This window comes from Streptomyces sp. NPDC001700 (assembly GCF_053596435.1).
In genome coordinates, this window is record NZ_JBSFGE010000063.1 from 1 (window position 1) to 9,643 (window position 9,643).

Consider the following 9,643-nt stretch of genomic DNA (forward strand, 5'->3'; position numbering starts at 1 on the left):
GCAGCAGATCCCGCACCCCCCGCTCAACCACCAGGTGCCGGGCCACCAAACCACCCAGCACACCCGTGGCACCCGTCACCAGCACCGTGCCCTCCGGGTCCAGCACACGCGGCATCACCAACGCCACCTTGCCCACATGCCTGGCCTGACTCACATACCGGAACGCCTCCCGCGCCCGCCGCACATCCCACGCCCTGACCGGCAACGGCTCCACCACACCCGCACCGAACAGACCCACCAACTCCGCCAACAACTCCCGCGTACGCCCCGGACCCGCCTCAGCCAGATCAAACGCCCGGTACCGCAGGTCCGGCACGGTCGCGGCGATGGAATCCGGGTCCCGGAGGTCGGTCTTGCCCATCTCCAGGAACCAGCCCCCGCGCGGCAGCAACCGCAGCGAGGCATCCACGAACTCGCCCGCCAGGGAGTTCAGCACCACATCCACACCCTGACCGTCGGTGACGGTGAGGAACTTCCGCTCGAATTCCAGAGTCCGCGAAGAGGCGATGTGGTCGTCGTCCAGGCCCAGCGAGCGCAGTACCTCCCACTTGCCCTCACTCGCCGTCGCGAAGACCTCCGCCCCCAGATGCCGGGCCAACTGGATCGCCGCCATCCCCACACCACCGGCACCCGCGTGCACCAGCACACGCTCACCCGCCCGCAACCCAGCCAGATCCCGCAACCCGAACAACGCCGTCAGAAACACGATCGGCGTCGTCGCCGCCCGCTCCCACGACCAGCCGTCCGGGATACGGACGAGGTGACGGTGGTCGGTGGTCGCCTCGGGTCCGTAGGCCTTCCCGACCATGCCCATCACGGGGTCTCCGACGGCCAGTTCGGTCACGCCCGGGCCGGTCTCGATGACGATGCCCGCAGCCTCGGCGCCCATCACGGCTCCGCCCGGGTACATGCCCAGGGCGATGAGCACGTCGCGGAAGTTGACGCCCGCCGCACGCACGGCGATCCGCACGTCCTCGGCTCCGAGCGGCTCGGCGGTGTCCTGCTCGGCGAGCACCAGGCCGTCCAGGGTGCCACCGCCGACGGTGTCGAGGACCCATGGCCCGGTCGGAGGCTCCAGGCCGCCGCCGGTACCGGGGCGGGCGAGGCGGGGCGCATACGGCTTGCCGTCGCGCACCGCTATCTGAGGCTCGCCGATGGTCAGCGCCTCGGGCAGTACCTTCGCCGAGGAGACCTCGGCGTCGAGGTCGACCAGCACGATGCGGCCCGGGTTCTCCGACTGCGCCGAGCGCAGCAGGCCCCATACGGCGGCAGCGGCCAGGTCGGTGACATCAGCGTCGGCGGTTGCCGGTACGGCGCCCCTCGTCAGCACCACCAGATGCGAGTCGGCGAGACGCTCGTCGACCAGCCAATCCTGCACGAACGCGAGTACCCGCGTTGTGGTGGCGCGGGCGGCTTCGGCTCCGGCCATGGCGTCGAGGTCGATTCCGGTGTCCTGGGACGTGTCGGGTCCCGGCACGGAGAGCAGGATCACCTCGGTGTCCGGGGCGATGGCGGCCACGTCGGGCCGTACGCAGAGCTCGACGCCGACGGAGGCCAGGCCGCCACGCACTCCGAGTACGTCCGCGCCCACGAGCGCCCATGGCCCCGTCTGACCGTCGTCGGACCCGGTCTCGGCCTCGGCCTCGGTGAACTGGAGCGGAGTCCAGTCGACCCGGTACAGCGAGTCGTCGGCCAGCGCTCCGGCAGCGGCGCTCATCTGACCGGGAGTGACGCGCCGGAACACCAGAGACTCGACGGAGGCGACGGGCGCGCCGGAGGCGTCGGCGACGGAGAGTTCGACGCCGTCCGTGCCCGTGGCGGCGAGCCGCACCCGCAGGGCCGAGGCGCCAGTGGCGAACAGCGAGACACCGCTCCAGGCGAACGGCAGGCCGCCTCGGCCGAAGTCGGCCAGGCCCACGGCGTGCAGAGCCGAGTCGAGGAGGGCCGGGTGCAGGGCGAGACGGCTCGCCTCGCGGTGCTGGTCCTCGTCCATGGCGATCTCGGCGAAGACCTCGTCACCGCGCCGCCACGCGGAACGCAGTCCCTGGAAGACCGGGCCGTAGCCGTAACCGAGCCCGGAAAGACGGTCGTAGAGTCCCTCGGTGTCCAGCGGCTCGGCGCCCGCGGGGGGCCACTGGGTCAGGTCGAAAGTGGCCACGCGGCCATCGGCGGCCAGCACACCGCTCGCGTTGCGGGTCCACTTGTGCTCGGCTGGGGCGTCCTCGGGACGCGAGTGCACTGTGACCGTACGGCGCTCGTGCCCGTCCGCCGCGCCGACGGCGAGCTGGATGTGGACACCGCCGGTCTCGGGGAGGACGAGCGGTGCCTCGATGGTCAGCTCCTCCACCCGGTCGCAGCCGACCTCGTCTCCCGCGCGCACCGCGAGTTCGACGAACGCGGTACCGGGCACCAGAGCCGCTCCGGATATGCGGTGTTCACCGAGCCACGGATGCGTCTGAAGGGAGAGCCGCCCCGTCATGAGGACGCCGTCTCCGTCGGCCAGGGTCACGGCCGCGCCGAGCAGCGGGTGGTCCGTACTGCCCTGCCCGATCGCGGCGATGTCCGCGACGGCCGGACCGCTGTGGTCCAGCCAGTAGCGGCGGCGCTGGAAGGGGTAGGTGGGCAGGGTGACGCGGCGGGCGCCGGTGCCGGTGAAGTACGCCGACCAGTCCGGGGTCACGCCCGCCACGTGCAGACGGCCCAGGGCGGTGACCAGGGCTTCCGGTTCGGGGCGGTCCTTACGCAGGGCCGCGATCAGCTGTGCGTCTCCGGTAAGGGACTCCTGCGCCATCCCGGTCAGCACACCGTCCGGCCCCAGCTCCAGGAACACCGAGACACCCTGCTCCTCCAGCCAGCGCACCCCGTCCCCGAAACGCACCGCCGCACGCACATGACGCACCCAATACTCAGCCGACGCCACATCCGCCGCCTGACCGGTCACATTCGACACCACCGGGATCGACGGCCGCTCATAGGTCAGCGACTCCGCCACCTGGCGGAAATCGTCCAGCATCGCGTCCATATGCGGCGAGTGGAACGCATGACTCACCCGCAACCGCTTCGTCTTATGCCCGAGTCCAGCGAACACCGCACCCAGCTCCGCGACCACGGCCGCATCACCAGCGATGACCACCGACGATGGACCGTTGACGGCGGCCAGAGACACCTGGCTCTCACGGCCCTCCAGATACGGGGCAACGGTCGCCTCATCCGCACCCACCGCCAGCATCGCGCCACCCACCGGCAACGCCTGCATCAACCGCCCACGAGCCGCCACCAACGTCACCGCATCATCCAGGGACAGCACCCCGGCCACATGCGCAGCCGCCAACTCACCAATGGAATGCCCGGTCACGTAATCCGGACGCACACCCCACGACTCCACCAGCCGATACAGAGCCACCTCAAGAGCGAACAGACCCGGCTGCGTGAACTCGGTCTGACCCAGCAGCTCCCCGTCTTCGAAGAGCACTTCACGCAACGGACGGTCCAGCTCGCGGTCGAACCCCGCGCACACGGCGTCCAGCGCCTCGGCAAAGGCCGGGAAGGATTCGTACAACTCCTTCCCCATACCGACGCGTTGGCTTCCCTGCCCCGAGAACAACACCGCCGTCAGCACCGAGTCGTCCCTGACGGCGCCCCGCACCACACCCGCGGCCGGAGCACCTTGCGCCACCGAGTCCAAGCCACGCAGCAGCTGCGTCCGGTCCTCCGCTACGACGACCGCGCGATGCTCCAAGGCCGCCCGGGTCGTCGCCAGTGACAACGCCACATCGAGCGGCGAGCAGTCGTCATCCAGCGCCGACCGAAGACGCTCCGCCTGTGCCTTGAGCCCTGCCTCGGACTTCGCCGACAGCACCCACTGCACCACCCGACCGTCAACCCGTGCCGGAGGGGCCGTCTCCTCCGGCTCCGGCGCGGGAACCGGCGGTGCCTGTTCGAGGATGAGGTGTGCGTTGGTGCCGCTCACGCCGAAGGACGACACGCCCGCTCGGCGCGCACGGCCCGTCTCCGGCCACGGCTGAGACTCGGTCAGCAGCTCGACCGCCCCCGCCGACCAGTCGACCTGGGAGGTCGGCTCGTCGACATGCAGGGTCTTGGGCAGCAGGCCGTGTCGAAGGGCCATGACCATCTTGATGACACCGGACACACCGGCCGCTGCCTGGCTGTGTCCGATGTTGGACTTCACCGAGCCGAGCCACAGCGGACGGTCGGCCTCGCGTTCCTGGCCGTACGTGGCGAGCAGCGCCTGCGCCTCGATCGGGTCACCCAACCTGGTGCCGGTGCCGTGTGCCTCCACCGCGTCCACATCGGAGGGAGAAAGACGGGCGCTCGCGAGGGCATCGCGGATGACACGCTGCTGCGCGGGGCCGTTCGGCGCGGTCAGGCCGTTGGAGGCGCCGTCCTGGTTGACGGCGGACCCGCGGACGACCGCGAGGACCTCGTGGCCGTTACGGCGCGCGTCGGACAGCTTCTCCAGCACGAGCAGCCCGGCACCCTCCGCCCAGCCCGTGCCGTCGGCCGACTCGGCGAACGCCTTGCAGCGGCCGTCACCCGCCAGGCCGCCCTGGCGGCTGAACTCGGAGAAGACGCCCGGCAGCACCATGACCGTGACGCCGCCCGCCAGCGCCATCGAGCACTCGCCCCGCCGCAACGCCTGCACGGCGAAGTGCAGGGCGACGAGTGAGGAGGAGCAAGCGGTGTCCACCGTGACGGCCGGGCCTTCGAGGCCGAGTGTGTAGGCGACCCGGCCGGAAACCACGCTGGTGGAGCTGCCGGTCAAGAGATAGCCCTCGACGCCCTCGGGCAGCTCGCCGAGGCCGAGTCCGTACGCGGACGAGGAGGCGCCGACGAACACGCCGGTGCGCGTGCCGCGCAGGGACGAGGGGTCGATGCCGGTCCGTTCCAGTCCCTCCCATGCGGCTTCGAGCAGCAGCCGCTGCTGCGGGTCCATGGCGAGCGCCTCGCGCGGACTGATCTCGAAGATGTCGGCGTCGAACTCGGCCGCGTCGTGGACGAATCCGCCGACGGGCCCCGCGCCTTCGTTCTCCCCGGCGGCGGACCCGAGGCCCCAGCCACGGTCCCCGGGGCACGGCGTCATCGCGTCCCGGCCGTCGGAGACCAACTGCCACAACTGCTCCGGGGACGCGACGCCGCCAGGGAACCGGCAGCTCATGCCGACGATCGCGATCGGCTCCTGCTCCGCGTTCTGTACTTCTGCGAGGCGTTGACGGGTCTTCTGCAGATCGGCGGTGACCCGCTTGAGGTAGTCGAAGAGCTTGTCGTTGTCGGCCATGGAAGTCCCCACCGGTCTAGTGCTTAGCAGTTGTGGTGCTCGGCAGCGCTCAGGAGAGGCCGAGCTCGTATCGGCGCGCGGTGTTCAGGAAAGTCCGAGTTCGTTGTCGATGAAGTCGAATACGTCCTCGGGCGTTGCGGAGTCGAGGCGTTCGGCTGCCAACGGCTCCTGCGCGTCCGGCTCCGTTCCCGCCCCCGTCCACTTCGCCAGGAGGAGTTGCAGCCTCTGGGTCACACGGACTCGGGTGTGCTCGTCCGTCTCCGCCTCCGCCGTCGCGACGGCGGCCTCCAGCCGGTCGAGTTCGGCGAGGAGCGAGGTCCGGTCCGCACCGGTGTGCGGTACGAGTTCCGCGAGGAGATGGACGGCGAGCACCGCGGGGCTCGGGTGGTCGAACACCATCGTCGTCGGCAGCCGGAGTCCGGTAACCGCGTTCAGGCGGTTGCGGAACTCGACGGCGGTCAGCGAGTCGAAGCCGATCTCGCCGAACGGTCGTGAAGCCTCCACTTCGTGCGGTCCCGCCAGGCCGAGTACGGCAGACGACTCGGTGCGGATCAGGTCGAGCACGGCCCGCTCCCGCTCGGCCTCGCCGAGGTCGGCGAGGCGCCGGGTGAACTCCGACGCCGTTGCGTCGCCGCCCCCGTCCTCGTCCCTGCGCGCTGCTTCGAGGAGGGCGGGCACCTCGGGCACGCCGGTGATGAGGGGGCGCGGGCGGGCGGCGGTGAACCCGGGCACGAACCGCGCCCAGTCGACGTCCGCCAGTACCACCGTGGCTTCGCTGTGCCCGACAGTCTGCGCGAGCGCGGTAACGGCGAGGTCCGGCGCCATCGCCCGCAGACCGCGGCGAAGCAAGTGCTCGGCCGCCTCTCCGTCGGCCATGCCACCCTCGGCCCAAGGACCCCACGCCACCGAGGTGGCTGTGAGGCCGCGGGCTCGGCGCTGCTCGGCGAGAGCGTCGAGGAAGGCGTTGCCCGCCGCGTACGCGCCCTGCAGACCACTGCCCCACGTGCCAGCGATGGACGAGAACAGCACGAACGCGTCCAGGTCGCTGTCGGACAGCGCCTCGTCGAGATGAACAGCCCCCGCGGCCTTCGCCGCGACGACATCGGCGAACTCTGCCAGGCTCATGCCCGCCAGCGGGGTGCCCTGGCCGACACCGGCCGCGTGCACGACCGCCCGGACCGAGTCGCCATCGGCGTCGAGCCGTTTGACCAGCGTGGTCACCGCGTCGCGGTCGGCGATGTCACAGGCGGCGACGGTGACCCGGACGCCGAGCCCGGTCAGTTCCGCCTCGAGGTCGACGGCGCCGGGGGCCTGTGGGCCGCGGCGGCTCGTCAGGACGAGGTGCGCGGCGCCGTTGGTCGCCGCCCACCGGGCGACATGCGCGCCCAGCGCACCCGTACCACCGGTGATGAGCACGGTGCCCCGCGGCTCCCACATGTCGGACGCGGCGTCACGCAGTGGCGCGCGGACGAGACGTCGGCCGAAGACACCGGATGAGCGGATCGCGAGCTGGTCCTCGTGCTCTGTGTCCGTCCCGGCAAGCACACCGGCGAGCCGGACACGCGCCCGCTCGTCCAGCGTCTCGGGCAGATCGACGAGCCCTCCCCAGCGCTCGGGGTGCTCCAGGGCGAGGACCCTGCCGAGCCCCCAGACCTGCGCCTGGGCAGAGCTGGTCAGGCGATCGGCGCGGCCGACGGCGACCGCCCCCCGGGTGAGCAGCCATAGCGGGGCCGCGATGCCGACATCACCGAGGGCTTGGGTGAGAAGAAGGGTGTGCGACACCCCAGCGGGAATAACCGTGTGCTCGGCATGCGGACGGTCTGCCGCTGCCAGGAGGGAGATCACACCCATCACGTCCGCATCGCCGAGTTCGCCGAGAACCTCGGCGAGGCGTACGGCGATCCGCTCGCGGTCCAGCTCGGCGTCCGTGAGATCGAGCCGCAGAACGGTACCCGCGCGGTCCTCCAGCGCGGTGGCCACCTCCGCCCAGTACTGCTGCTCTGACGTGTCTCCGGCAGGGGTCACGATGAGCCAGGTTCCGGTGAGCGAGCCCTCGGCCTGCCGCGTCAGCGGCTTCCACTCGACCCGGTATCGCCAGTCGTTCACCACGGACTGTTCCCGCTGCCGCCCGTGCCAGCCCGCCAGCGCGGGCAGCACCGCCCGCAGCGCGTCCTCCCCGACCGCCAGCGTGTCCGCCAGCTCATCAGCGTCCAGCCGCTCCACCGCCGACCAGAATCCGCCATCCGCTGCCGAACCGATGCCGGTGCCCGTTTCGGCAGGGATGGTGGCGGGCTCCAGCCAGTAGTGGCGGTGCTGGAAGGAGTAGGTGGGGAGGGGGGTGCGGCGAGCGCCGGTGCCGGTGAAGTACGCCGACCAGTCCGGGGTCACGCCCGCCACGTGCAGTCGGCCCAGGGCGGTGACGAGGGTTTCCGGTTCGGGGCGGTCCTTGCGCAGGGCCGCGATCGCCTCGCCCTCGCCGGTGAGGGACTCCTGCGCCATGCCCGACAGCACACCATCCGGACCCAGCTCCAGGAACACCGAGACACCCTGCTCCTCCAGCCAGCGCACCCCGTCACCAAAACGCACCGCCGCACGCACATGCCGCACCCAGTACTCGGCGGAGGCGACATCCGCCGACGCCTGACCGGTCACGTTCGACACGACCGGGATCGACGGCTGCTCATAGGTGAGCGACTCGGCGACCTGGCGGAAGTCGTCCAGCATCGCGTCCATATGCGGCGAGTGGAACGCATGACTCACCCGCAACCGCTTCGTCTTGAACCCCAGCTCCGCGAACACCGAGCCCAGCTCCACGACCGCCTCGGCGTCCCCCGCGATCACCACAGAGGAAGGACCGTTGACGGCGGCCAGAGACACCTGACTCTCACGGTCCTCCAGATACGGGGCCACCGTGGCCTCATCCGCGCCCACCGCCAGCATCGCGCCACCGACCGGCAACGCCTGCATCAGACGGCCACGAGCCGCCACCAACGTCACCGCGTCGTCCAGGGACAGCACCCCGGCCACGTGCGCCGCCGCCAGCTCACCGATGGAGTGCCCGGTCACGTAATCCGGACGCACACCCCACGACTCCACCAGCCGGTACAGAGCCACCTCAAGAGCGAACAGACCCGGCTGCGTGAACTCGGTCCGATCCAGCAGCTCCCCACCCTCGAACATCACCTCACGCAACGGACGGTCCAGCACCCGGTCGAACCCCGCACACACCGCGTCCAACGCCTCGGCGAACACAGGGAAGGCTTCGTACAACTCCGCGCCCACGCCGACGCGTTGGCTCCCCTGCCCCGAGAACAACACCGCTGTCAGCCCCGAGTCATCCCTGACCGCGCCCCGCACCACACCCGCGGTCGGAGCGCCTTCCACAACCGCGTCCAGGCCCCGCAGCAGCTCCTCCGGATCTGAACCGACCACCACCGCGCGATGCTCCAACGCCGCACGCGTCGTCGCCAGCGAGAACGCCACATCAACCGCCGAGAAATCATCAGCCAGCGCCGACCGCAGCCGCCGCGCCTGCACCCTCAGCGCGGCCTCCGACTTCGCCGACACCACCCACGGCACCACACCGGCCGGTGCCGACGTGACCGACTCCCCCGGGGCCGGAACGGGAGGAGCCTGTTCGAGGATGAGGTGGGCATTCGTGCCACTCACACCGAACGACGAGACAGCCGCACGGCGCGGGCGACCCACATCCGGCCAGGACCGCGCCTCCGTCAGCAACTCCACCGCACCCGCCGACCAGTCCACATGCGACGACGGCGCATCGACATGCAAAGACTTCGGCAGCTCTCCATGACGCATCGCCATGACCATCTTGATAACGCCCGCGACACCCGAAGCGGCCTGCGTGTGCCCGATATTCGACTTGATCGACCCCAGCCACAACGGCTCCCCGGCCTCACGCCCCTGCCCATACGTGGCCAGCAGCGCCTGCGCCTCGATCGGATCACCCAACCGCGTCCCGGTCCCATGCGCCTCCACCACATCCACCTCGGACGAGGCAAGCCGAGCACCAGCCAGCGCCTGCCGGATCACGCGCTGCTGCGAAGGACCGTTCGGCGCCGTCAGACCATTGGACGCACCGTCCTGGTTCACCGCCGAACCACGCACCACCGCCAAGACCTCATGCCCGTTGCGCAGCGCGTCCGACAGCCGCTCCACCAGCAGCAGCCCGACACCCTCACCCCAGCCGGTCCCGTCCGCACCCTCCGCGAACGGCTTGCACCGGCCATCTCCGGCCAGCCCACCCTGCCGACTGAACTCCATGAACGCACCCGGCGTCGACATCACCGCCACACCACCGGCCACCGCCAACGAGCACTCACCACT

2 protein-coding genes are annotated in these 9,643 nt (G+C 70.8%); both read right to left on the reverse strand.

The window, feature by feature from the left end; all coding sequences use genetic code 11:
- A partial coding sequence (locus ACWC5C_RS41810) for a beta-ketoacyl synthase N-terminal-like domain-containing protein (RefSeq protein WP_450884568.1) occupies window positions 1-5,308 on the reverse strand: 5,308 nt, incomplete at its 3' end.
- A gap of 72 nt (window positions 5,309-5,380) precedes the next feature.
- A partial coding sequence (locus ACWC5C_RS41815) for a type I polyketide synthase (RefSeq protein ID WP_450884570.1) occupies window positions 5,381-9,643 on the reverse strand: 4,263 nt, incomplete at its 5' end.